The organism is Gaetbulibacter saemankumensis DSM 17032, from assembly GCF_000425645.1.
GTDB lineage: Bacteria > Bacteroidota > Bacteroidia > Flavobacteriales > Flavobacteriaceae > Gaetbulibacter > Gaetbulibacter saemankumensis.
In genome coordinates this window covers 1,004,844-1,030,753 of sequence record NZ_KE384430.1, presented here as the reverse complement: position 1 = coordinate 1,030,753, position 25,910 = coordinate 1,004,844, and the positions used below count along the sequence as shown (strand labels likewise).

Annotated in this window: 18 protein-coding genes; 11 read left to right on the top strand and 7 right to left on the bottom strand. The window is 34.9% G+C overall.

All coding sequences use genetic code 11. From position 1 onward, the window contains the following. Positions 1-8: 8 nt before the first annotated feature. The 7 genes from H611_RS0111300 to rlmB all read left to right on the top strand — a co-directional run bounded on the left by H611_RS0111300 (position 9) and on the right by rlmB (position 9,903). Positions 9-752 carry a BT_2262 family domain-containing protein gene (locus tag H611_RS0111300; protein ID WP_027138481.1) on the top strand — a complete coding sequence of 248 codons (744 nt, stop codon included), beginning with the start codon at positions 9-11 and terminating at the stop codon, positions 750-752. Between the two features lie 16 nt (positions 753-768). Then, complete coding sequence (locus H611_RS14550) at positions 769-1,290, top strand: lipid-binding protein (protein WP_051238792.1); 522 nt, start codon at positions 769-771, stop codon at positions 1,288-1,290. Between the two features lie 413 nt (positions 1,291-1,703). Next, positions 1,704-4,829, top strand: a complete 3,126-nt coding sequence (locus tag H611_RS0111290; RefSeq protein WP_027138480.1) for a SusC/RagA family TonB-linked outer membrane protein — start codon at positions 1,704-1,706, stop codon at positions 4,827-4,829. Positions 4,830-4,847: 18 nt separating this feature from the next. Continuing rightward, the gene (locus H611_RS0111285) at positions 4,848-6,311 is read left to right on the top strand and encodes a RagB/SusD family nutrient uptake outer membrane protein (protein WP_027138479.1); all 1,464 of its coding nucleotides are present in this window, start codon (positions 4,848-4,850) and stop codon (positions 6,309-6,311) included. 77 nt (positions 6,312-6,388) lie between these two features. Further along, a complete protein-coding gene (locus H611_RS14250; protein WP_084158179.1) occupies positions 6,389-8,329 on the top strand; it encodes a S8 family serine peptidase in 1,941 nt (646 codons plus the stop codon). 17 nt (positions 8,330-8,346) lie between these two features. Further along, positions 8,347-9,081 carry a hypothetical protein gene (locus tag H611_RS0111275; protein ID WP_027138478.1) on the top strand — a complete coding sequence of 245 codons (735 nt, stop codon included), beginning with the start codon at positions 8,347-8,349 and terminating at the stop codon, positions 9,079-9,081. Between the two features lie 87 nt (positions 9,082-9,168). Further along, on the top strand, positions 9,169-9,903 hold the full coding sequence (gene rlmB / locus H611_RS0111270; protein ID WP_027138477.1) for a 23S rRNA (guanosine(2251)-2'-O)-methyltransferase RlmB: 735 nt from the start codon (positions 9,169-9,171) through the stop codon (positions 9,901-9,903). Here rlmB and H611_RS0111265 read toward each other — a convergent pair. Beyond that, complete coding sequence (locus H611_RS0111265) at positions 9,900-10,634, bottom strand: rhomboid family intramembrane serine protease (protein ID WP_027138476.1); 735 nt, start codon at positions 10,632-10,634, stop codon at positions 9,900-9,902. The two genes, rlmB and H611_RS0111265, sit on opposite strands and share 4 nt — an antisense overlap. Before the next feature lie 153 nt (positions 10,635-10,787). Between H611_RS0111265 and H611_RS0111260 the strand changes: the two genes are divergently transcribed. Next, on the top strand, positions 10,788-12,065 hold the full coding sequence (locus H611_RS0111260; protein ID WP_027138475.1) for a replication-associated recombination protein A: 1,278 nt from the start codon (positions 10,788-10,790) through the stop codon (positions 12,063-12,065). A 7-nt stretch (positions 12,066-12,072) separates the two neighbouring features. Here H611_RS0111260 and H611_RS0111255 read toward each other — a convergent pair whose 3' ends face one another. The 4 genes from H611_RS0111255 to radC form a co-directional block, all read right to left on the bottom strand. Then, a complete protein-coding gene (locus tag H611_RS0111255; RefSeq protein WP_027138474.1) occupies positions 12,073-12,942 on the bottom strand; it encodes a hypothetical protein in 870 nt (289 codons plus the stop codon). An 85-nt stretch (positions 12,943-13,027) separates the two neighbouring features. Next, a complete protein-coding gene (locus H611_RS0111250; RefSeq protein ID WP_027138473.1) occupies positions 13,028-13,717 on the bottom strand; it encodes a YjjG family noncanonical pyrimidine nucleotidase in 690 nt (229 codons plus the stop codon). Next, positions 13,707-15,008 (bottom strand): polysaccharide deacetylase family protein, encoded by a 1,302-nt coding sequence (locus H611_RS0111245; protein WP_027138472.1) that lies wholly within the window; start codon positions 15,006-15,008, stop codon positions 13,707-13,709. Before H611_RS0111245 ends, H611_RS0111250 begins: the two co-directional genes overlap by 11 nt. 11 nt (positions 15,009-15,019) lie before the next feature. Next, complete coding sequence (gene radC / locus H611_RS0111240) at positions 15,020-15,718, bottom strand: RadC family protein (RefSeq protein WP_027138471.1); 699 nt, start codon at positions 15,716-15,718, stop codon at positions 15,020-15,022. Positions 15,719-15,770: 52 nt separating this feature from the next. On the opposite strand from radC, the gene H611_RS0111235 reads away from it, so the two are divergent. Beyond that, complete coding sequence (locus H611_RS0111235) at positions 15,771-16,364, top strand: FMN-binding negative transcriptional regulator (protein ID WP_027138470.1); 594 nt, start codon at positions 15,771-15,773, stop codon at positions 16,362-16,364. Between the two features lie 11 nt (positions 16,365-16,375). Continuing rightward, a complete protein-coding gene (locus tag H611_RS0111230; RefSeq protein ID WP_027138469.1) occupies positions 16,376-17,248 on the top strand; it encodes a dienelactone hydrolase family protein in 873 nt (290 codons plus the stop codon). 17 nt (positions 17,249-17,265) lie between these two features. Here the strand turns inward: H611_RS0111230 and H611_RS0111225 are convergent, their stop codons facing one another. Together H611_RS0111225 and H611_RS0111220 are read right to left on the bottom strand one after the other, a co-directional pair. Further along, a complete protein-coding gene (locus H611_RS0111225) occupies positions 17,266-18,621 on the bottom strand; it encodes a UDP-N-acetylmuramate--L-alanine ligase (RefSeq protein WP_027138468.1) in 1,356 nt (451 codons plus the stop codon). A gap of 125 nt (positions 18,622-18,746) precedes the next feature. Next, positions 18,747-19,700: a tetratricopeptide repeat protein gene (locus tag H611_RS0111220; protein ID WP_027138467.1), complete on the bottom strand. Its 954-nt coding sequence runs from the start codon at positions 19,698-19,700 to the stop codon at positions 18,747-18,749. A gap of 158 nt (positions 19,701-19,858) precedes the next feature. On the opposite strand from H611_RS0111220, the gene H611_RS0111215 reads away from it, so the two are divergent. Continuing rightward, a complete protein-coding gene (locus tag H611_RS0111215; RefSeq protein WP_035483965.1) occupies positions 19,859-25,891 on the top strand; it encodes an alpha-2-macroglobulin family protein in 6,033 nt (2,010 codons plus the stop codon). Positions 25,892-25,910 lie beyond the last annotated feature (19 nt).

Here is a 25,910-nt window from a genome sequence, read left to right as displayed (position 1 = left end):
AAAAGAATATGAAAAATTATAAATTATTGTTATTTGCACTTTCGATTACCGGATTAGTTTTTACCAGCTGTGATCCAAGTGTAGAAGCGCCTGGCGCCGAAGATACATCTAAAATCACTTACCTACCTAAAATCACATTAAATGGAGAAAGTGAGATAGAATTAGATTGCGACACCTCATCATTTACAGATCCTGGAGCTATAGCTGAGGCTGGAGGTACTGAAATAGAACTTATAACAAAAACGACTGGACTCTATTTCGGGAGCGAAAATATAGATAGCCCTGACTCGTATACCATTACTTACAGCGCTTTCAATGATGATGAAATTCCAGCTGCTGCATTTAGATCTGTACTATGGGCTCCGTGCACCGGAGATTTTGTAACAAGTATCTCTGGAGTTTATACTTCTGCTATAAAAAGAACACCTGGTTATACTACACCTGAAGATGTAGGCCCTATTTATATAAAGGATATGGGAAATGGAGTCTTTGCAATCTCAGATGCCATTGGGGGTTGGTATGAGCATGAATACGGTTACGGGCCAGATTATGCTGCCACCGGAATGACCGTTACTGCTAATAGCATACCTCTTAATGACTGGACCCATGATGACATTATCGGTGTCGGTGCTTTTGGAGGCGCTCTTGAAATGACTGATTTTTCTGTAAATCCAGCTACTAAAACAATTGAATTTACAACAGAGTGGAGTTTCGGTTATGTATTTGAAGTAACATTAACTCAAGTTAACTAACTAAAAATTTGAACAAATGAAATATACTATATTAAATAAAATAATAAAGTCATTGTTTACACTTGTCTTATTATTAACAATAGCTTCTTGTGAGCAGCAAGAATCTGTTCCAGATGACAGTGGCATTATCGTATCCGAAATTGTAGGAGGCTGGTGGGTCATAGCCCTTGAACCGGATGGGACCACTCCTGCTTATGGCGGTGACTATGTAAAGTTCAACACTTACAACTCTTCAATGAATGATTTAACCTTTTGGTTAGACGATAATGGCGAGTGGATGGAACTTAAAGCAAAGGCTACAGTTGATTTGTCATCATTAACTTTTTCGAGTGATGAAGATACCACTGAATACTACACCGATGAAACTGTTACTATAACGAATGGTAAGTTTACCAAAAACAGTTACACTACAACTAGCAATACAGTGGTAGATGAAATAATGTTTGAAGCGGAATTCAGTTGGGATCCAGGTATTGTGTACATATTTAAAGGTCACAAAAACACTGGAATTATAGCTGATCAAAATCCACATTATTAATTATAACTAGTACTCTTTAACAAAAAGCCGTTATTAAAAAATAACGGCTTTTTTTTATACCTCTGTCCTAGTAATAGTAAAATTGAAATTCGTACTATTCTATGGACTTTAAACACTGGCGAAACATAGATGAGTTTATTTGTAAGAAAGGTCTAGAACGCCAATTAGAATAGCTATAAGGTCCCTCTGTGGTAATAACAAATTAAGTTACGTCCCCTGTAAAAGTATATTCAATCAAAAAAGCATATAGTAAGAAAATAACACAAAACAAACTAACATCCAGAGACTTTTACTACCATCTTCTTAAAGTTTTTACCCCTAATCAAAATAATTAACAGATTTTAACTGTTTGATGTTGTATAATTTAGATTTTATTATGATTTTTGGGTTTGACTAATTCAAATAATTATAGTATGAAAACAAAATTCAGTGGAATGCTAACGCTATTCCTAGCGTTTGTCGTGCAACTCTCACTTGCACAGGAAAAAACAATTTCAGGTACCGTTTCTGATGAGAGCGGACTCCCTTTACCTGGAACTACAGTTTTAATCAAGGGAACTACAACAGGTATTTCTACCGATTTTGATGGAAAATACTCTTTAGACGTTAAACCAGGGGCTACTTTGGTTTTCAGTTTTGTAGGTTATATTACTAAAGAAGCTGTTGTTGGTGCTTCTAATACCATTAACGTGGTTATGCAGGAGGATGCAACCTCATTAGAAGAAATTGTTGTTGTTGCTTACGGTACACAAACCAAACAATCTATTGTTGGATCGGTGGGTATAGTTTCTGAGGCTGTAATTGAAACGCAACAAGTAACATCTCCTTTAAGAGCATTACAAGGTGTTGTACCTGGTGTAAGTATTATTACTGCTGGCGGTCAGCCAGGATCAAATCCAGAAATCAGAATTCGTGGATTTGCCAGTGTTAACTTATCACAAGACCCATTAATTGTTGTTGATGGTGCTCCTTTTAATGGTAACTTAAACACCATAAGTCAGGACCAAATTGAATCTGTATCTGTCTTAAAGGATGCTGCGTCATCGGCCTTATATGGTTCTAGAGCTGCAGGAGGTGTGATTTTAATAACCACTAAAAAAGGAACGAAAAACTCAGCGCCTAAAGTAACCATTCGCTCTCAAATTGGTATTTCAAACCCTACTGTTGGTATTCACAATTTAGCAACGCCTGAAGAATTCATGAAACTAACCTGGCAAGCTTTAAGAAATACAAACCAATATATTAATAGTCAAACTCCAGATGTAGCAGCTCAAAATGCTACGGCTGGTCTAATTGATCATTTGGGATACAACCCTTACAGTGTCGCAAATCCAATAGATATCAATGGAAATCTAGTTGCAGGGGCTAACTTATTATGGCAATCGGACTGGGAAAGTAAAGTACTTAGAGAGGATTACTTAAGAACCAATCACAACATTAGTTTATCGGGTGGTAGTGACAAAACCACCTACTTTATGTCTACTGACTATTTAGATGAAGCAGGACCTGTTGTACCTTCAGATTTTGAACGTATCTCAACTAGATTAAACTTAACCACCCAAGTTAATGATTGGTTTAAGGTTGGTTTAAACACTAGTTTCTCAAGATCAACTTCCAATAATCCTGATCAGACATCAGGAAGTACTACACAGGCCATTTCTTGGATTTATGGATTATCAAGTATCTATCCAATTTACGCACGTGATGAAAATGGCGCTTTACACTTAGATGCAGGAGGAAATAAAATTTTCGACACAGGTAACGGGCAGTTTTCTCCACAGCCAATAAACAGCACAAGACCTGTATATGGTGGAGAAAACCTTTTAGCTAGTTTAACTTTAGGGAAAGAAAGACGTGTAAGAACTAATTACTTAGCCAATGCATTCGCCGAAATTAAACTTTTTGAAGGATTAAAATTTAAAACTCAACTGAGTTATGAAAACTATATGTTCGACTCCTTCAGTTTTGATGATGATAAAATTGGTGCAGCCTCAAATGTTAAAGGACGTGTAAGCCAAGAAAGAAATCTAACCACAACATTAAATGCTATTCAGTCATTAAATTATACGAATGACTTTGGAAGACATGGTATCTCTATTGACGCTATTGCAGAAGCCTATACACAGACTCAAGATGACGTACTTTCTCAAGGGACAGGTTTCCTGCCCGGAGTAACCAATTTAGATGGTAGTACCACTCCCGAAGCTGTAGGAGGCAACATTATAAGCGAGCGTATTAATAGTTACTTAGGTCGTGCCAGTTATAATTACGATCAAAAGTACTACGGCGAGTTTTCTGTAAGAACTGACGGGTCTACAAGATTCTCGGAAGACACACGATGGGGTACTTTCTTAGCGGGTGGTGTAAGCTGGATTATTAGCAATGAAAATTTCTTAAGCAGCAGCGAAACCGTTAATTACTTAAAATTAAGAGGCTCCTATGGTGAAGTAGGTAATAACCGTACAGCTAATTTATTCCCGTATCAATCGGTTTTCCAAACTGGTTTTGTTAACGAAGGAAATTCAGGTATTCTTCTAGAAGGGGTTTCAGATCCTAATTTAAGATGGGAAAAAGTGCAGTCTTTAGATGTAGGTGTCGATTTTGAAATGTTTAATGGTTTCTTAACCGGTACCATAGATTACTACAATAAAGAATCTGTAGATTTAATATTAGAAAAACCATTACCACGTTCTGTTGGTACACCAAGAATTGTTACAAACGTAGGTTCTATTAGAAACTATGGTTGGGAATTTGCTTTCAACACAAACAACTTTAATACGGAAGACTTCACATGGACAACCGGTGTAAACTTTTCTTTAGATAACAATAAATTCACAAAATTACCTCAGGAAGAAATTATAAATGGATCTAAATTATGGAAAGTTGGCAATTCAATTTTCGACTATTTTATAAGAGATTGGGCTGGTGTAGACCCAGCAGATGGAAGAGGTATGTGGTTTCAGGATGTGTTGGATGATGACGGTAATGTTATTGATAAAGTAACAACCAAAGAATATGCGGACGCAACTAGATATGAAATAGGAAAAAGCTCACTACCCGACATACAGGGTGGATTTACATCTTTCCTAAGGTATAAACAGTTTGACCTGAACTTATTATTCAACTTTAGTGTTGGTTCTTATTTGTTAGACACTGATTATTCTAGATTGCTGAATCCATTTGAAAGTCCAGGTGAAAATGCCCACCCTGACAACTTTAAAGCTTGGCAAAAACCGGGAGATATAACAAATACCCCATTACTATTAGCTAGTAATAATGACCATTCTTCTAGATCTACAAGATTCTTGTATAAAAATGATTACTTACGCTTAAAAAGTTTAACGTTTGGATACAACTTACCGAATAGAACGATTGATCGTTTCGGAATTTCTAAATTTAGGTTATTCTTGCAAGCAGACAACTTTCTTACATGGCAGTCTCATAAAGGCATCGATCCTGAGCAGTCCTTTAATGGTTTAACAGCCTATAGATCACCATTGTCTAAAACAATCACTACTGGACTTATCTTAGAGTTTTAATAAAAAAAGAAAAGAAAAATGAAACTATATAAAAATATTAATCGAGGCTTTCTAACACTAATTATAGTGGCTTCTGTATCATTCAGCTGCTCGAAAGACTTCTTAAATGAACCAAAAAACACGGCAGGACTTCCTGAAGACGTGGTGTTTTCGGATAAAGAAATTGTTCAATCTTTCGTGTCAGGTGTCTACGACCGTTATAAAGGTCAATGGGATGACAACCTAACTGATGGTGTAAATGCCTCAAACGTAGATACTGGAGGTTTATATGCAATGTATTTTGCTAGAACCGTTAAAGGAAATGATTTAATTCAAGGGCCTTCATGGTTTTTGTTTGACTATGCTCATGAAAACCGTGAACCTGGATTTAGAAGAACCAGCTTTACATGGACTTTCAATTATGAAATCATTAATTACGCCAATGTTTTAATCAGAGGTCTTGAAAATAGTGATTTAGACGAGGCAACTAAAAAGGAATTTACAGCTGTAGGTAAGGCTTTAAGAGCTTTTCACTACTTTCAATTAGCTTTAGAATTTGCTCCTAATTACAACAATGATAGAAATTTAGCTCGAATTCCTATTTATACAGAACCAGCTACAGGAGCTTCTACTGGGAATCCAGCGAGTCCACTTAGTGATGTTTACGATTTGATAATATCCGATTTAAAAGATGCCGTACAAGATTTACCTAATGAAAGATTAGGTAAGAGTTATATCAATAAAGCTGTTGCTCAAGGTATGCTTGCGAGAGTGCTTCTTGTTACTCAAGACGATTGGGCCTTAGCTTCTCAATTAGCAAAAGCAGCCTATGGAGGTAATGCTACTAATGCTGTAGTCTCAAGTAATTGGGGTGCTGGTTTTGATGACCTAACAGATCAAGATTGGTTATGGGGACATTTTCAAAACGGAACTAGTGAAACTAATTATTTCTGGATGTCTCCACATGTAATGATGGATCATTTAACTTTATCATATCAGGCAACCTATGTTAATACTAACTTCAGAGATTTATTTGCAGATAGTGATAAAAGAAAATTATTTGTCGATTATTATGAGGTATCAACGCCTTACCGCGAGTTCATCACAACGAAATTTGAATATACTTTTGCCTGTGATGTTCCTTTAATGAGAAAATCTGAAATGGTATTAGTCGATGCTGAAGCTCAATATCATTTAGGAAATGAACCGGAAGCCAGAAATTTGTTATTTGCTCTACAACAAGATAGAGATCCGAATGCTACAATGACTACTGCTTCTGGACAGGCCTTATTAGATGAAATCCTAATCGAGAGACGTAAAGAATTATATGGAGAACTTGGGGTTGAATGGTTCGATGCTAAGCGTTATAGTTTACCTATCAACCGCGATCCTGAACACCGTGTAGTTGTGAATATTCCTGCGGATAGTGAATTACTATACTTAAAAATTCCGCAATCTGAAATTGATGCCAATCCTAATATTGATGATAGCATCAACAATTAATGCAATATTTTAAGAGTAATTTACCAGCTGAGACAACGAATAAAATTGTCTCAGCTGATAACTAAATATCAGTATTCATGAAAATCTATTTTACATATATATTTTCCTTACTTATGGGGTTAAGCGCCATAAGTCAAACTGATATGGAACGTCAAAAAATCATTGCAACATATAACAAAGAACGTAACGCAGAACTTAAGGCATCATTAAAGCAGAGTTATCTTTTAAAGGAACAAAAAATAGCCGCTTATTTAAAGGAACACAGCAACCTAAAAAGAAATTCAATCATTAATGGTAAAAGGTACTTCATTCATAGTATAGTTAATGGAGAACCAATTTATATTACAACACATAATTTAAACAGTGCAAAGGCTACCAAAACCAATAAACTTTGGACTAATGGTAGTTTAGGCTTAAATTTAAATGGTGAAAATATGATTATTGGCGTTTGGGATGAAGACAATGTAAAATCTACTCATATAGAATTTACTGACGACCAGGTAACACCTGAATCCAGAGTATTCTATCCCGAGTATTTTGCACCTAGTGCGCCTGATGTATTTAGTGACCATGCCACTCATGTGGGAGGCACGTTAATTGCTAAAGGTATTAACCCAGATGCTAAAGGAATGGCTCCTAAGGCCACCCTAAGATCATATGATTGGATTCAAGATGAATTGGAAGCCGAAAATGAAGCCTCTAACGGTTTATTGGTTTCTAATCATTCCTATGGTACACCCATATACAATGATGAAGGCACACAGATAACAAATGCAAATTATATTGGCTCTTATTCGAACGATGCTAAAACGTGGGATAACATTGCCTATAATGCGCCATACTATTTAATGGTTACTTCCGCAGGAAATGAAGGCGACAAAAACTACACAGGTGGATTAGCCAATGGTTATGATAAATTAACGGGAGAAAAAAATTCGAAGAATAATTTAGTTGTAGCTTGGGCAAAACCCTCTACAACTCCTTCTGGAACTCTTATTAATTTTCCGATTAGTGCTAAAAGTAGTCAAGGCCCAACCGATGATTTTAGAATCAAACCTGACATCTCGGCTGATGGTGAAAATGTTTCATCTACAATTATAAGCGCTGATAATGCCTACGGATCATTGTCTGGCACATCTATGGCCTCACCAAATGTTTCTGGCTCCTTATTGTTGTTACAACAATATTACAACCAATTACATGGTAATTACATGAAAGCTGCTACGGTTAAAGCTTTGGTATGCCACACGGCCATCGATGATCCAATTAAACCAGGTCCCGACGCAATATTTGGCTGGGGCCTATTAAATATGGAAGATGCAGCCATAGCTATTACTAACGACATTGCAGGTACTGCTGTAATAAAAGAACTTACTTTAAATGAAAGTGATTCATACACCTATGAATTTACAGCGGGTTCTTCTGGTAAAATTAGTGCCACCATTTGTTGGACTGACCCTTCAGGTCAAGCAGTCTCGGGTCAATTAAACAATTCTACTCCAAGATTGGTTAACGACTTAGATTTACGTATTGAAAATTCAGCTTCAACCGTTTTTACTCCTTGGATGTTAAATAGCAATGACGTTACTTCAAATGCTCTTAAAGGCGATAATATTAGAGATAACATTGAACGAGTAGACATCCCCACTCCGGTTGGTGGTAATTATACTCTTACTGTTAATCATAAAAACAGTCTTACCAATGGATCTCAAGATTTTGCTCTAATCATTACTGGTGCCGATCTTACTTTAAGTTCAAAACAAGCATTAAAAAATGAAATATTGATTTGGCCAAATCCAGTAAGTGAAAACTTAAATATTAATTTCAATTCTATTGAAAATAATTTTCAAGTTTACTTATATGATATACATGGAAGAACAGTTTATAAAGATTTACATGCTTCCAATAATTATAATAATACATACTCTTTAAATGTTAAGAAATTTGTTCCAGGTTTATACTTCCTAAGCATAAAAAATGGAAATAAACAACTTGACAAAAAAATAATTATTCAATAACAAAAAACATTTCTATTATGAAAAAAGCAAATATAATAGTAGCCTTATTCCTTTCTCTATTTGTTTTAAATAGCTGTGAAAAGAACGAAGATTCAGCAGTCATTACTAAACTTAATTATGTCGGGTTTGAATCCGGCTTTATAATTGGGGCAGATCCAACGGGAACCGCTTCTCAGGAAATTCATGTAGCGACATCTAACACGACGTCCAGTGATAGAACCTTTAATATTTCTGTAGACGAATCTTTAACCACTGCCGACCCTAGTGCTTATAATGTACCTAATTCTGTAACAGTACCCGCTAATACAAATATTGGCACTTTTACTGTTGAAGTTATTGGTGAAAATGTTGGTACAGCGGGAGAAGATATTCTTGCATTAGGTTTTGCTTCAGAAGAAGGTCTATTAACTAGTGAGCCTATTAGTTTAAACTTAAAACAAGTTTGTCCTAACCCAGAACTTTATTTAGACATTACCTTTGATGCTTACCCTGAAGAAATTTACTGGGTAATTACAGATTCTGATGATAATACCATTTATGAAAGTGCTCCTGGAGCCTACGGAGCTTATGATGGCTTTGAAGGTTCATTATCTAGACCACTTTGTTTAGCCAGTGGAGATTATACATTCACGGTATATGATCAATACGGAGACGGTGCAGGCCCTCTGTCTTTAACATTTGATGGTACTGTATTATTTTCTACGGATGGTGCTTATGGAGCTGGTACTGCAGCAGAATTTACAATTCCTTAAAAACCTCATATTAACATAACTTATCAATTATATAGAAAAACTTCATTTTGAACAAAATGAAGTTTTTCTTTTCATTAACTTTGCCTCATGCAAGAGCAAACACAAATTTTTGGTATTCGTGCTGTTATAGAAGCTATAAACGCAGGCGAAACAATAGATAAAGTTTTTTTACAAAAAGGCCTGAAAGGGGATTTATTTACCGAACTAGAGTCGGTATTGCGCAAACACTCTATAAACTCTTCGTATGTACCAGTTGAAAAGCTTAATAGACTAACCAAGAATAATCACCAAGGTGTAGTTGCTCAAATCTCACCAGTCGAATTCTACGATTTAGAAACGTTGGTGATGAATGTTACCGAATCAGGCAAAACGCCCCTATTCTTATTATTAGATCAGTTAAGTGATGTTCGCAATTTTGGAGCGATTATCAGGACTGCCGAATGTACGGGAGTAGACGGCATTATAATTCAAAAAAAAGGTGGTGCACCTGTAAATGGCGACACCATTAAAACAAGTGCTGGTGCGGTTTTTAAAATACCAATCTGCAAAGTAGATCATATTAAAGATGCTGTTTTCTACATGCAGGCTTCTGGTATTAAAGTGATAGCAGCTACCGAAAAAACAAACCATACACTCTATGATGTATCCTTTAAAGAACCCTGTGCTATTATTATGGGATCTGAAGATCGTGGTATTAATCCTTCTACCTTAAAAGTAGTCGATGCTAAAGCCAAATTACCGTTATTAGGTGATATTGAGTCCTTAAATGTTTCTGTAGCTTGTGGAGCCTTTTTGTATGAAGCGGTTAGACAGCGCCTTTAATCCTCTTTATTTTCTTTATAGATATAATTAATCTTCGATGGATGTTCATCGTCAGTATTATCTGTTTCTTTAAACTCTATAAAATTACCATCTGCATCGAAATGCTTCAGGAACGGATCGTTATCTTCATTGTATTCCTTTTTTTCCCATTCATATTTTTTGGGTTTAGCAATGGTTTTTTTAAACAAAAAAGCAAAAAGTAATCCTGTAATAAATCCAGACATATGCCCTTCCCAGGATATACCCTTTTCAATGGGAAGTGTATACCAAATCATACTTCCGTATAGAAAAACTACGATTAATGATAAAGCAATCAATCTAAAATGTTTTGCAAAAACACCCTTAAAAAATATAAAACTCACTAAAACATATACAAGTCCACTAGCCCCAATATGGTAAGAAGGACGCCCAATTAACCAGGTTAGTAGACCGGAAATTAAAATACCATAAACTATGACCCTCCATGCAATAGATCGGTAGAAATAAAACAAGGCTGTTAATAGCACTAGCAACGGAAGACTATTATGATACAAATGCTTTATACTACCATGAATAAACGGACTTAACACAACACCTCTTAACCCACTTAATCGTAATGGGTAAATCCCATAATTACTTAAATGAAGCCCAAATCGAACATCACACCAATAAATAATCCAGAGTCCTAATACCATATACAAGGGGTACGCTACAACACCAAGAGAAAATCTAAAATCATTTTGTGCTTCCATTTTCTAAATTTAATTCATTCACAGCAAAAAACTAACCATAATAACCATTTATGCTGAAATGACAGCCTGTTCAATTTCTGATTTTTTTATATGAAACCTAAAATCTTTTTAATCTGGAGAATAGCACATTAATAAAAGTTTTAATTTTACATTATGAATGAACCTTTAGCAGAACGATTAAGACCAACAACTTTAGCTGATTATATTAGTCAAAAACACCTTGTTGGTGAGCACGGTGCTTTAACACAACAACTGAAAAGTGGTTTAATTCCGTCCATGATATTCTGGGGACCACCAGGTACAGGTAAAACCACTCTGGCCAATATAATCTCAAATGAGTCCGATCGTCCGTTTTACACCTTGAGTGCTATTAATTCTGGAGTAAAAGACATTCGTGATGTTATTGAAAAAGCCAAACAAAGTGGCGGCCTATTCACCGTAAAGAACCCCATTTTATTTATTGATGAAATTCATCGATTTAGTAAATCACAACAAGATTCTTTGCTTCAGGCTGTTGAAAAAGGATGGATAACTTTAATAGGGGCCACAACCGAAAATCCGAGTTTCGAAGTAATTCCAGCTCTATTGTCGCGTTGTCAGGTTTATATTTTAAAAGCCTTCGATAAGACCGATTTGGAATCACTTTTAAAACGGGCTATTGAAAATGACTCGAAACTATTAGAGAAAAATATCGTATTAAAAGAAACCAAAGCCCTACTCCGACTGTCGGGTGGTGATGCCAGAAAACTTTTAAACCTTTTCGAATTAATAATTAATTCTGAAAGCTCTAATAACATTGTAATTACTGATGAATTGGTGCTTCAGAAAATTCAAAACAATACAGCCCGTTATGATAAAACAGGAGAACAACATTACGATATTATTTCGGCTTTTATAAAATCTATTCGTGGTAGCGACCCTAATGCAGCTGTGTACTGGTTAGCACGAATGATTGAAGGCGGCGAAGACGTAAAATTCATTGCCCGTCGTTTATTAATTCTCGCTAGTGAAGATATAGGGAATGCTAATCCTACGGCATTAGTGATTGCCAATAATACCTTTCAGGCAGTAACCACTATTGGATATCCTGAATCACGTATTATTTTAAGTCAGTGTGCCACTTACCTAGCCTGTTCTCCAAAAAGTAACGCTGCTTATACAGCAATAGGTAAAGCACAACAACTTGTTAAAGAAACAGGAGATTTGTCGGTACCTCTGGACATAAGAAATGCCCCGACCAAACTTATGAAAGATTTAGGCTATGGAGATAATTATAAATATGCCCATAACTACGAACAAAATTTTGCTCCTCAGGAATTTTTACCAGATGAAATTAAAAACACCAAGCTCTACGACCCCGGAAATAATGCACGGGAACAAGTGCATCGTGATTTTTTAAAACAACGCTGGAAAAATAAATATGATTATTAACTGTGAGTTAGAATTTAATATTTAATTCTTTCTGTTGCAAACCTTCACTGGTATTGTATTCATAAATCCAGGTATCCCCCTTTTTATAAATAATAGCATTTTCACCTTCCACAAAGAAAACATCTGTCTGGCCTGTTTTTTTAACTTTATAGACTACTTTAGGAGTACTATCAACTAACTGGTAACCGCCGGCTATTTCCTGAGCATATAACACGGTCGCCAAAACCTCTTTAACCTCAGCAGCCATAGACTTAACTTCTTCAACCTCTTCTACCTTAGGCTCTACTTTATCATTTACCTCAGCTTCAACTGGCGCTACAGCTACCACTACTTTCTGTTGTTTTAAAGCTTCTATTTCCTGCTTTAATTTCTCAATTTCCGTATTAACTTCTGCTTTAGCCTCTACCGATTGAGAAGCAGCTAGTGAAGTAATACTAGAATCTGGTTCATATCTATAATTTAAAGCTTCAATATCGCTAAAAGCAGCACGTAATGCTTCATTATAAGCTCTGGCATACTCCTTTTCTCTACTCTCTCCCACAGAGGTAGCCATCACTACCTGATCACCACAATCTTTTAGCTCTATGATTAATTTAGTTTTAAATAAACCAGAATCCTTATTGACATCTGATTTTAAACCCAGGCATCGGTTTCTAATTAAATCTTCTGGATATTTTTCCCCTTCCATTAAGGCTTCAAAGCCATATTTTTCAAATAAAAATTTAGTTAAAGAATTCAATTGATATTGATCCTTCTCCTTTAAAAAATCAAACTTTTTTGGAATAATTACATATTTATATTTATTCAGATTAACTTGTGAAAAACCATTAATAGTTATAAATAAGGTTAGTAGTAGTGAAAATATTTTCGTTTTCATATGTTTTAATAATATTTAGCTTTTTTGTAAATATACACTTTAAGAGACATTTTTATTTAAAAAATCACGTTAGATAATTCCTAAATTATAAAAATTGTTTCAATTCTATTAAATGCCGAATCGTTCTTATTTCAGTATCGGTTGCTTGATTAAATTCATCAAAATAAACGACTTCCATACCTATACTCTTGGCTCCTAAAATATCAGCTTCATAACCATCGCCAATCATAACACTTTTATTAACAGTAGTATTTGCCTGCCTAAGCGCATAATGAAATATTTCAGGATTTGGCTTCTTAATACCTACAGACTCCCCATTGGTAACCGTTTTAAAATAATGATGAATATTAGACTTAACCAATTTCTTATGCTGCACTTCATGAAACCCATTCGACAAAATATGTAATTGATACCGCTCACTTAAATACTCTAAAATTTCAATGGTGTTATCATACAAATAATTATTATCGGTTAAATAAGCAATATAATCTTGAGACAATTGCTTTACCACTGTTGGCTCAATATGATAATCTAAAGCCTTAAAAGCATCATTTAATCTTCCTAACCTAAGTGATTCTTTATCGATTTTTTCGTTTCTGTATAATTTCCAGTATTCCAAATTTATAGCCTTGTAATGTTCTAAAAACAAGTCAATATCTACCTGTATTTTACTCAACCTAAAAATCTTTTGAAACGCTAAAGCCGAATTTCTATCAAAGTCCCAAAGGGTATGATCTAAATCGAAAAATACATCTGTAATACCACTAATCTTCATCTACCGAATCTAAAATCATATTAAACAATTCTTTAAACCCATGCCAACGATGTAAATCACTAAAGGTGTAATTATGAAAAACAGGCACAAATTCGCCCTTAACATTTTTCACTTCTTGAATCATTTCTTTTAAATATTTCTTTTTATCTAATAACGAATGGGACTTTAGCAAAGTATAATCCATTACATGATAAGGACAGATTTTTAAAGGAGTTTGTACTTCATAATCTAAATCATAAAACAAAAAGGGGGTACAAGTTCCTGCCCGAAACCCCATATGATTTACATACCCCATAGTATAGTCTTCTTTAACTTCAAGTTCGATAAGATTTCTGTAAGATTCTGGTAAGTTTAGTTTAGAAAAAGAATTTCTTGAAGCTTTTAAAGGGTTATTTAGAATATCTTCCATTTTAAGCTTTTCCTTTTTTAGGACTGCCTGATCTTCTATCGCAAAAAATGAGGTCTTCAGCCCAACTTCACAGTAATCTGCTATATGTTTTATGAGCGACACATATTTTCTCTTGTTCGGATTAATACCCTTATCGTAAGTAGAATACCCTCCAATTAAGAAAAAAAACAGAAATTTATAAGAACTTTGTTTTTGCTTGTTGATAATATATTTAAAAGTATCGTACGGATCATGTTTTAATCCGAAAAGCACCATGTAACGATTGTATAAAGACTTAAATTTGAATTGAATTAAATCCTTTAAAGAACCACCTAAGGTTCGCATAATTCCTTTTAGCTTGAAATGGTAAGCACTGGGTACATCTATTATAGGCTTTATACTATATGTTCTGGTAGGAAACTCGAAATCTGGAAAATATTCTTGTAACGCAGTCTTAAATTTATAGGCCCAAACATCTACCACTGGTTGTCTTAAAAAATTATATTTATAAGCAATACTTTCAGTAGCTACAAAACGACCATAGTCGTCTTTTACATGGGGTAGATATTCTTCATATCGGGATAATAAATAAAATGAAGCCGCAAAAATATCGAAAGGAATGGTACTCTTTTCGCCATTATAAAAAAAGCATTGGGTATCCTCCCAATCGTGTATGTTAATTTCTATATCGCTAAGTCCCTGCTCAAATAAAATATCATGACTTTTAATAAAGAACTCCTTTCCCAATTGCTGTCTGGTATAAGACATTTTTAAGCTATCATGGGCAATGAATACTTCAATTTTATCGGTAAAAGATACTTCTATCCCCAAAATACGCGTACAAATATGTTTAAAAACATATTTCATTCTTGGAGAAATAGCATGTGTATAAACTAAAAGCATGGTATTAATAACTATAAAATGCCTTCATCGGCAAAACTAAAGTATGCATTTTCTGTTATAATTAAATGATCGAGGACTTTAATATCTAAACTTTCTGAAGCTAATTTTAATTTTTGAGTAATTTGCTTATCGGCCTCACTTGGTTTTAAGGCTCCAGATGGGTGATTGTGGACTAAAATTAAACCTGTCGCAACTACAGAAAGCGCCGTTTTTAAAACCAAACGAACATCTACCAAAGTCCCAGTAATACCACCTTTACTTAATTGATCTTTTTGAATAACTTTATTGGAGTTATTAAGGTAAATAATCCAGAATTCCTCGTGCTGTAATTCACCTATTAGCGGTTGCATCACTTCGAACACCGAAACACTCGATGTTATTTTTTTGCGCTCTAGAGCCTCTTCACCTCGACGTCTACGCCCTAATTCTAATGCAGCAACAATAGTTATAGCTTTGGCTTCTCCAATACCCTTAAATTTCATAAGCTGTTGAACCGTTAGCTTACCTAGCTCGCTCAAATTATTATCTACACTTGCTAAAATTCGCTTACAAAGCTCTACGGCACTTTCATCACGATTACCAGAACCTATCAATATTGCAACTAATTCGGCATCACTTAAAGCAGCCTTTCCTTTATAAAGCAATTTCTCTCTAGGTTGGTCGTCTTGAGACCAGTTTTTAATAGTAAATGAATCCGATTTTTCCTTCATTTGATAAATATAATTATTGTAAATTTATAATTCAACATTAATCCAGAATACCTTGAGTTATCCGCCGGTACATGATCAGGAATACGATAAAAACAGAATGATAGAGATAATAAAAGCCTACCCTTTAGCTACAATAATTTCTATAGAAAACAAAGAACCTCTTATCACTCATTTACCTCTTATCTTAAAGAATAACAATACCCTTATTGGCCATATCGATGGGGCTAACCCACAGGCTTACCTCATGAAGGACAACCATCCTATTACGGTAATATTTTCTGGACCACAAAGTTACATTTCCCCCTCAATTTTTAAGACTTCCCAACTACCCACATGGAACTTTGTAAAAGTACACTTAAAAGGAACCGTTAAAGCCATTTCGGATAATGTGGCTCTTAAGAATTCATTAATTACAATGACTACTATTTTAGAGGCACCAGAACACAAGTATGCTTTAACACCCGAAAATAACCAAATGAATGCTGCTTTAAATTATATCAACATGTTTGAAATAACTATTAACAACTGGGAAGGAAAATTTAAACTTTCTCAGGACAAAAATGACGAAGAACGTGAATTAGCTAAACAAGCACTCATGAATGCAGACAATAAAAACCTTAAATATTTACTAGAAAAAATTTATTAAAAACCATAGCCATGAAACCATTAAAGAAAGAAGATATTAGCCAGGAAGTTTTTGATTTATACGATGACTATGCCCATAATAAAATTAATCGGCGTCAATTTGTTGAAAAGCTGTCCTTGTATGCCATTGGCGGTATTACCGTGTCTTCTTTACTCAGCTTTATCTCACCTAACTACAAAGACGCACTAATTATAGAACCTAACCATCCTAATTTAGACTCAAAATACATATATTACAATTCTCCTAAAGGAGGTGGTAAAATTAAAGGCTTATTAAGTCAACATAAAAAGCATGCCGGTAAGCTACCCGGTGTGATTGTTGTTCATGAAAACAGAGGTCTCAATCCATATATTGAAGATGTGGCAAGACGCACCGCTCTAGAAGGATTTATAAGCTTAGCCCCAGATGCACTAAGCCCTTTAGGTGGTTACCCAGGCAATGATGATGACGGAAGAGCTCTCCAAAGTCAACGTAACAGCCACGACATGCTTGAAGATTTCATTGCAGCCTATTATTATCTACAATCCCATGAACAGTGTGACGGTCATATTGGGGTAGTCGGATTTTGTTTTGGTGGATGGATTTCAAATATGATGGCAGTAAACATTCCATCATTAAATGCGGCAGTACCATTTTATGGGACCCAACCAAATCAGGAAGATGTATCTAAAATTAAAGCACCTCTCCTATTACAGTTTGCCGAATTAAATAAACGTGTAAATGCAGGATGGCCCAATTACGAAACCGCTTTAAAAGCTAATAACATTGAATACAAGGCTTACATATATCCAAATGTTAATCATGGATTTCACAATAATACCACCCCCAGATACGACGAAGCAGCTGCCAATGTAGCTTGGCAGCGTACCATTGATTTTTTTTAAAGAAAAACTAAAGTAAATTACTTAATCAGCGCTTTAACGGCATTGAAATCAAGCCCCCCATAATCCCCTGAACTCATTAACAACAAAGCTTTATTATTTATATCCAGTGAAAACAAAAAGTCTTTAAATTCATCCGGATTCGTGTAAATTACTAAATCTTCGCGCTGAAAAGCTTCAGCGATTTGTTCATGCGATACAGCTTCGAGCTTTTTAATCTCTACAGCATGCGGAGAATAAAATACAACAGCCACATCCGCCGCGTCTAAAGCACCTTTATATTCCTTAAGAAAATCGGCATTTAAACTGCTGTAAGTATGTAATTCTAAACATGCTACTAAAGTTCTGTTTTTATATTGCTCTTTTACGGCCTTAGTGGTTGCCTCCACTTTACTAGGTGAATGAGCAAAATCTTTGTAAGCAACACTGGCATGACCTTCGGCAATCTTTTCTAAACGTTTGCTTGCGCCTTTAAAGGTTGAAATTGCTTCGTAAAAATCATCTTCATCAATCCCCATGTGCTGACAAATCCATTTAGCTCCAGTCAAATTATTCAAATTGTGTTTACCAAAAATCTCTATTGGCATTGGTCCGTCGGGAGTTTCCAGTAAGGTCTCTCCATCTTCGACCGTATAATCCGGAGTGTAATAGGCTATCTTTCGAATAGGGTTATTAGTTGTTTCTACAACCCGAGCGACTTCAGCATCTTCGGCATTATAATTAATACTGCCTCCTTCGACAATACTATCTACAAATATTTTGAATTGCTCCACATAATTTTCATAGGTTGGAAACACATTGATATGATCCCAAGCAATGCCACTTAATAAAGCAATATTAGGTTTATAAAGATGAAATTTAGGTCGTCTATCAATAGGAGAACTCAAATACTCATCACCTTCAAGCACAATAAAATCATTTTCATCGGTGAGCTTCACCATAACATCAAAGCCTTCCAGCTGTGCACCAACCATATAATCTACAGGTCTGTCATGATAATTCATAACATGTAGAATCATAGATGTAATAGTGGTTTTACCATGGCTCCCTCCAATAACTACACGGGTTTTATTTTTTGATTGTTCATATAGAAATTCCGGGTACGAATATATTTTTAAACCTAACTCTTGTGCTTTTAATAACTCAGGATTATCGGCTTTAGCATGCATCCCTAAAACTATAGCATCGATATCACTCGTTATTTTTTCCGGATACCAACCGAAGGCTTCAGGCAATAATCCTTTGGCTTCCAATCGAGTTTTAGACGGATTAAAAATCTCATCATCGCTTCCTGTTACTTGATATCCTTTATGATGTAATGCTAAGGCTAAATTATGCATAGCTGCCCCGCCTATAGCTATAAAATGTACTGTCATGAGTTAAATTTAAGTGCCGTAAAGATAATCATTGCTATTGGAAGCACGAAAACAGAATACTTACTTTTTACATTAGATATTGAAGAATGATACATCAAGAGCTCCCCACTGGGTGCCTCCAAATATTACATATTTAGAATCTTTGCTTTGGTTTCCTGAAATGATTTCATTTCAGGGTTTTCTGACAGGGCCAAATCTATATACTCCAAAGCTTTCGATTTGATTTTTTTGTGGATGTAAATCTGAGCTAAGCGGTAATGTGCCCAAGATGGAGGAAACTCATCAGTAGGTGAATAATGTTCTATATACCGATTTAAGCAAATTTCACCCTTTTCCAACTCAATATTGTAACGCGCAGCAACTTTACCTATTCGATAATCCAGAGCATTTCGGTTGTACTTTTCTTTAGTAGCTTCCAAATTATTTATAGCCTTTTGTGGCTTGTTTTCTTTTTCGTAAAATGATGTTAGCTTGTCAAAACAGGTCAGTGAGCCTCCAACTTTTATTGCCTTTTTATAATATGTTTCAGCGAGTTCAGGTTCATCATCATAGTCATAAATATATCCTTTGGCAAGATATCCATCAACCTGAGAAATTGTTTCCAATTCATCCGCAAAATGCAAGGATTTACTCATACTGCCTCCAACAATGCCCGGTAATTGCATGTATAACTCTACTAATGCCCAACGCACATCTATATGATTAGGATCTAACTCCGCAGCTTTTAAAAAAGCCGCCTTCGCATCGCCTATAAGTCCAACAGCCCTTATTTTAAGAATAGATTTTGCCTTCATAGCCATAACACCACCATACTTATATTGGTAATTTGCACTGTTGGGGTTATGCTCTACAAGTTGTTGATATACCTTAATAGCATCATCCCATTTTTCCTGATGACCATAGATATCTCCAAGCAATTCAACAGCTTCTAAATCATCGGCGTGGGAATCCACATAAGATTGAATCGTTTTTTCGGCTTGAGAATATTCTTTATCTTTTATGAAATTTAAAGTAAGATCAATCGCATGCTGTCCACAAACAACAAAAGGAAATAAAAAGGCAATTATAATTTTTTTCATAGCTATAGACCGTAAAATTACAAATTTAAAAATTATGGTTTGGAACATAAAAAGGCTAAATTCACTTTACTAAAAATTATATTTCAATAACTTATGAATTTGGAATGGCTTTTGAATACTCTTTATCACATCTGTACCCAGAATTAATATTTAATCCTATGAAAAAAGCGTTGCTTCTAATATCAATTGTGTTTTTGACTATGCCAACTCAAGCCCAAATCTCAGATTATAACAAGCAGTGGACTTTAGTTGAAACCTATGAAAAAGAAGGCCTTCCTAAATCTGCCCTATCGATTGTAGATGCTATTTATAGAAAAGCAAAAAAAGAACAAAATAACCAAGAACTCATCAAAAGCATGTTGTTCAAAGGTAAATATGCGATTATTTTAGAAGAACATGCACAGCTGAAAATTATCGATCATTTTAATTCTGAAATAGCCGAAAGCACCTTACCTACAAAAAACATCCTTCAAAGTCTTCTCGCTAACATGTATTGGCAATATTTTAAAAGCAACCGATATAAAATATACAACCGCACTAAAACACAAGAAAAAGTCAATGTCGAAGATTTTAGAACTTGGGATTTAGAAACCCTATTCAATGAAATAAAACGCGCTTATAAAAATTCTTTAAGTCAAAGTAAGCGTTTACAACAAATCCCTTTAGAACAATTTAATTCACAGCTTGAAACCGAAAAAGATTCAAAAATATACAGACCTACCTTATACGATTTTTTAAGCCATGAAGCGCTCTCCTTTTTTAAAACGACCGAAAATTCTATTACAAAACCAGCCAACAAATTTGTACTTGACAACCCTGCATTATTAAGTAAAGCTAAAACTTTCGTAGAACTAAATTTAGTAAATACAGACAGTACTTCATTACAATTTGATGCTTTAAAACTATTCCAAAACCTCATTCAATTTCATTTAAACGATTCTGATCCTTCCGCTCTAACCGATATAAATATTGAACGCTTACAATTTGTATCACAACACGGAAATTTAAACAATAAAACTGAGCTAATAATAAAAACCTTTGAGGCGGATAAAAGAGTGATTTCTACACATGAAGCATCAGGCCTATACGATTTCCAAATAGCCAAAATCTATTACCAACAGAGTAAGCAATATCAACCTAATACTAATGAAACGCATCGATGGAAGGCTAAAGAAGCTGTGGCCTATTGTGCATCAGTCGTTAAAAAATTTCCGAAAAGCCATGCTTCAAAACTATGTAAAAACTTAAAAAACACTATTGAAGATAACAGCTACCAAATTAAAACTGAAAGTCACCTACCTATACAGCAACACGCCCGCTTATTGGTTAAATATAAAAATGTAGATTTTCTAAAATTTGATATTTTAAAATTGTCCAGAAACGACCTTGAAACATTTCGCAATATTCACAGAAAAGATGAGCAGTTAGCTTTCATAAAAAAACTCCGCTCAATTGAAAAATGGAATAGCCCCCTAAAAAACGAACACGATTATCAAAACCACAGTACTGAAATTTTAATTCCAAAATTAAACAATGGCAACTACCTCATCTATGCAAGTCAAAATGATGATGACTCTACTTTCGCTTTTTGTACCATACAGGTAACGAATCTAGCCCTTATTGAGACCAATGATACAAATTACAAGACCTTACAAGTAATTGACAGAAATAATGGTGCTCCCATATCGAATGCCAAACTTGAAATAAAATACCTAAAACATCCGAATAAAAAAGACATCTCAGAAACCTACCTAACCAATAACTTAGGCCAAATCCATTTAGAAAAAACAGATGAAAATTATAAAAATTTCTCCGTTAAATTAAGCCATGGCAACGATTTAGCTTATTTTGGCAACTACTACCTTGGTAGAAAGCATGAAACTGAAACTGAAAAGACACAGTACAAAGGCTTCATTTTTACCGATAAAAGTATTTACAGACCTAGACAAATAGTCTATTTCAAGGCCATCGCAATAAAAACAGACCAGATTAAATCAATTGTTCAACCTAATCTCAAAGTTCTTGCTTCCCTTTATAATGTGAATAATGAGTTGATTAAAAAATTAGAATTAACAACTAATGAATACGGCTCTGTTTCAGGTGAATTTATACTCCCTAATAATGGTTTAAATGGACAATATCATATCGTTTTTGATGGTGAAAAAGAAGATTTGTATACCGAGCAGTATTTTTCAGTTGAAGAATACAAACGCCCAAAATTTAAAGCCAAATTTAACCCAGTAACAAAAACTTATAAAGTAGAAGACTCGATACGTGTGTCTGGATTTGCTAAATCCTATTCAGGCAGCCCTATTACCCATGCTAAAGTTGTATACCACGTACAGAGAAAAGTACAATTCCCTGACTGGTATTATTGGCACCGTCCATACTTTTACAGTGAATCTCAAGAAATAACTCATGGAGAAACCAACACCAACAGCAAGGGCGAATTTATCATTAACTTCAAGGCTATTCCAGACCAAAATGCAGATAAAAAGGACCTTCCCGTTTTCCACTATGAACTTACGGCTTATGTGACCGATATTAATGGGGAAACCCGAAGCACTACAACTTTTGTTAACGTGGGATACCATGCTTTAACAGCAAACATGGAAGTGAATCAGGAACTTGACAAAAACAAAAAAGATCATGTAATAAAAATAGACATTAAAAATTTAAACAACGAAATTGTAAACACTACAGGAAGCATTAAAATATACAAGCTAAATGCTCCTGATTTTGTATTAAGACCACGCCCATGGTCGGCACCAGATTACCAATTGTTTGATAAGGATGAATTTAAAACATTATTCCCACATGAGGCCTTCCATAATGAAGATAACCCAAACAACTGGAGTCAAGGAAATTTGATTTTTAATAAGACGTTCGACACGAAAAAATCAAAACAGCTAGCTTTAGGCAATATAAAGCGATGGGAATCCGGAGATTATGTCATCATATTAGAAAGTAAAGATAAGTTTAATCAGATTATTACGGATAAAGTAAGAACCACCTTATATAGTTCGAGTGATAAAATTATTGCCGACCACCAATTATTTCAGATTTCAGCCGATAAATCAGCTTATAATATTGGTGATACGGTGGAGCTTAGTGTAGGTTCTGCTTCCGAAAACTGTTATGTGACAATTAATGTAGAAAAAAACAACAAACTGGTTAGTTCAGAAATCATTCAACTCAACAATAACAAAAAGACTATTCAGATTCCCGTTAACCAAAATGATTTAGGAGGCTTTGCCCTTCACTATAGCTATGCAGCCTATAATAGTTACCATTCGGGAACAAAAACTATAAAAGTTCCCTACCCTAAGACGGAATTACAAATTGAAACGAATACCTTTCGTGATAATCTGGAACCAGGAACATCAGAAACCTGGTCGTTTACCTTAAAAGGTCCAAAAGGTGAAAAAGTAAGTGCTGAGATTTTAGCCAGCATGTACGATGCTTCTTTAGACCATTTTAGACCTTACAACTGGAGTTTCAACCCCTTAACAAAGTCTATCTATCATTCTAAACATTATAGTAATTCTGGACGAAGTTTTGGAATTAGAAATTTTAGAGTATATCAAAAACATCCTGATTTAAGTTATTATAATCAACTATACGATCAGTTTAACTGGTTCGGTTTCAATTTTAGCAGTCATCCTATTATGATACGAGGCATAGCTAGCAAATCAAATATGTTAACCGGAGCTGCTCCGGCTTCAGAAGATCAAAACATAACGGTTATGGATTCGGAAGAAGTGAACGGTCTTGAAGAAGAGATAACTGTAGGTTATGCCATAAAAAAAACAGAAGTCAATAATACGAAAGAGTTAAATTTTGAAGACATTTCAATTAGAACAAATTTACAAGAAACCGCCTTTTTCTTTCCACATTTAAGCACTAATGACAAAGGTCAAGTCAATTTCAGTTTTACTTCGCCAGAAGCTTTAACGCAATGGAAATTACAACTTCTCGCGCATACGAAAAATCTGGAAAGCTCAGTAAAAGCAATGAAAATCATTACTCAAAAAAAGCTCATGGTTACTCCAAATACACCACGATTTTTACGGGTAGGTGATAATATTACTATTAGCTCAAAAATTTCAAATTTGACCAAAAATAACTTAACAGGGCAAGCTTCTCTAATCCTAACAGATGCCATTACAGGACATAATATTAATAAAGCATTGATGCTTATAAACACCACAAAAACATTTCATGTTAACGCTAATGGAAATACTCAAGTATCATGGCAATTACAAATTCCGGAAACCGTTAATGCTATGGAGTACAAAATCGTTGCAAAATCTGATGCTTATAGTGATGGTGAACAAAATATATTACCCGTATTAAGTAACCGCATGTTAGTTACCGAAACCTTACCTATGTGGGTTAAAAGTGGAGAAACTAAAAATTTCACTCTAAACAAACTTAAATCGAATACCTCGAAAACAATAAAAAATCACCAGCTTACCCTTGAAATAACATCCAACCCGGCGTGGTACGCAGTACAGGCGCTTCCTTATTTAATGGAATACCCTCACAGCTGTAACGAGCAGATTTTTAGTCGTTATTATGCTAATGCTCTAGCAAGCCATATTGTAAGAAGTAACCCTAAAATTCAGGCAGTTTTCAATCAGTGGGCTTCGGCAAATATTTTAATAAGTAATCTTGAAAAGAATTCAGAATTAAAATCTATACTAATCCAAGAAACACCCTGGCTGCGCGATGCTCAAAGCGAAACCGAACAAAAAAAGCGCATCGCCCTATTATTCAACTTAAATAAAATGCAAAATGAATTACAGGCAGCTCTTAATAAACTTAAAAATAACCAAATGTATTCTGGTGCTTGGTCTTGGTTTCAGGGCGGCTACGAAAATAGATATATTACACAACATATAATCGCAGGGCTGGGACACTTAAAACATTTAAATGTGTCTATTGATACTTCAAATGAGATGATTGTTAATGCCATTGATTATCTAGACAACCAGTTTGTAAAAGAATATAATAACATCCATAAGTTTGATAAAACCATCGATTTAAGCGAAGATCACCTAACCTACACACAACTCCATTATTTATACATGCGCAGCTTTTATCCTGAGATTAAAAAATCGGAGGAAGTTGATAAAATCACCTTATATTACCAAAATCAAATTCGAAAATATTGGTTATCACACTCCCTTTACGCCAAAGGATTAATGGCTTTAATTTCACATCGAAATAATGATAATGTTACTTCTGAAAAAATTTTAAAATCTTTAAAAGAGACAAGTATCTCTTCCGAAACGCTTGGCATGTATTGGAAAACCAATTCCAACTCGTGGTTTTGGCATCAAGCACCTATTGAAACTCAGGCTTTATTAATAGAAGCTTTTTCAGAAATTGAAAATGATATTACCACAGTAGATAACTTAAAAATGTGGCTCCTTCAAAACAAACAGACCAACAGATGGAAAACCACTAAAGCAACTACCGAAGCTATATACGCGCTTTTACTTCAAGGAAGTGACTGGTTAAGTGTTGATGATTCGGTTGAAGTTGAATTAGCTGGTAGACCAATTGCCATTTCTAAACTTGACAATATAAAAACTGAAGCTGGCACGGGATATTACCAAATAGCTTGGCCTGCCAATGAGATAACCTCAGGCATGGCAGATATTACATTAACTAAAAATGACAAGGGCATAGCATGGGGTGGATTATATTGGCAATATTTTGAAGATTTAGACAAAATAACTACAGCAAAAACACCGCTTCAACTAAACAAAAAACTATTTAAAAAAAGCTACTCGAATACAGGAGAAATACTTTCTGAAATCACACCTGCTACAACTTTAAACGTTGGAGATCTTATCCGAGTTCGAATTGAATTAAAATGTGACAGAACCATGGAGTTTATCCATATGAAAGACATGCGCGCCTCAGGACTGGAACCTGCAAATGTATTTTCAACATACAAATGGCAAGACGGACTTGGGTATTACCAATCAACTAAAGACGCTTCAACAAATTTCTTTTTCGATGTACTCCCAAAAGGCATCTATGTTTTCGAATACGACTTAAGAGTGAATAACGCCGGAGACATGAGTAATGGCATCACCACCATTCAAAGTATGTATGCACCAGAATTTAGCAGCCACAGTAAAGGAACCCGAATTGAAGTATTAGATAGTTCGAATTAATTTTATCTTATAAAAAAAC